1 protein-coding gene is annotated in these 626 nt (G+C 76.5%); it reads right to left on the bottom strand.

Features of this window, described 5'->3' with window-relative positions:
* Positions 1 to 78 precede the first annotated feature (78 nt).
* Positions 79 to 626 (bottom strand): SCO7613 C-terminal domain-containing membrane protein (locus tag DKT69_RS00160; protein WP_368666207.1); only part of this gene is annotated, 548 nt, incomplete at its 5' end.

Below are 626 nucleotides of genomic sequence, written 5' to 3'. Positions count from 1 at the left end.
CCGTACCGAGTCTGGTCGGCGCGGTTGCGCTGAGTAATCCTGCTCGCCCCCGAGGTGGGGGTAAGGCAGACCCTACCCTCAGCTCATCCTGGCGACCACTGTTCGTAACCGTGCCAGGTCCCGCCGGCGCCGCTCGTAGGTCGCGGCGAGCGCGATCAGCGCCAGCCCGCCGAGGCCCAGATAGATCCACCGAGGCAGCAGGTCCCAGCCGCGGGCCAGCTCGTGCAGCGCGAGCGGGACCAGGGTGGCCGCCCCCAGCAGGACCGGCGCCTGCCAGCGCCGGGCCGCCCCGGCGAGCACCGCGCCGAGCGCGACGACGCCGAGCGCCAGCCGCCGCCACGGCTGCGGATCCGCCGCCACCAGCACCGAGACCAGGCTGGGCAGCAGCGCCGCGGCCAGCCCCGGGCCGAGCGCCAGCCAGCTGTTCAGTCCGGCCCGGGTACGCAGCGCCACCAGGCCGGCGGCGAGGGCCAGCCCGGCCGCCGGCACCGTGTACGCCTCCAGCAGCACCACCCCACCGGCGGCCAGCAGCAGCCACCCGCCGAGCAGTTCGCTGCCGCCGGCGATACCGGCGAGGACCCAGCGCCGGGAGGTGGATTCGCCCCGCCGCAGCACCCGGAGCGCCA

The organism is Micromonospora sicca (genome assembly GCF_003172935.1).
Classification (GTDB): domain Bacteria; phylum Actinomycetota; class Actinomycetes; order Mycobacteriales; family Micromonosporaceae; genus Micromonospora; species Micromonospora sicca.
Note: the sequence above shows the minus strand (reverse complement) of the source record. Positions and strands in the feature narration are given on the sequence as shown.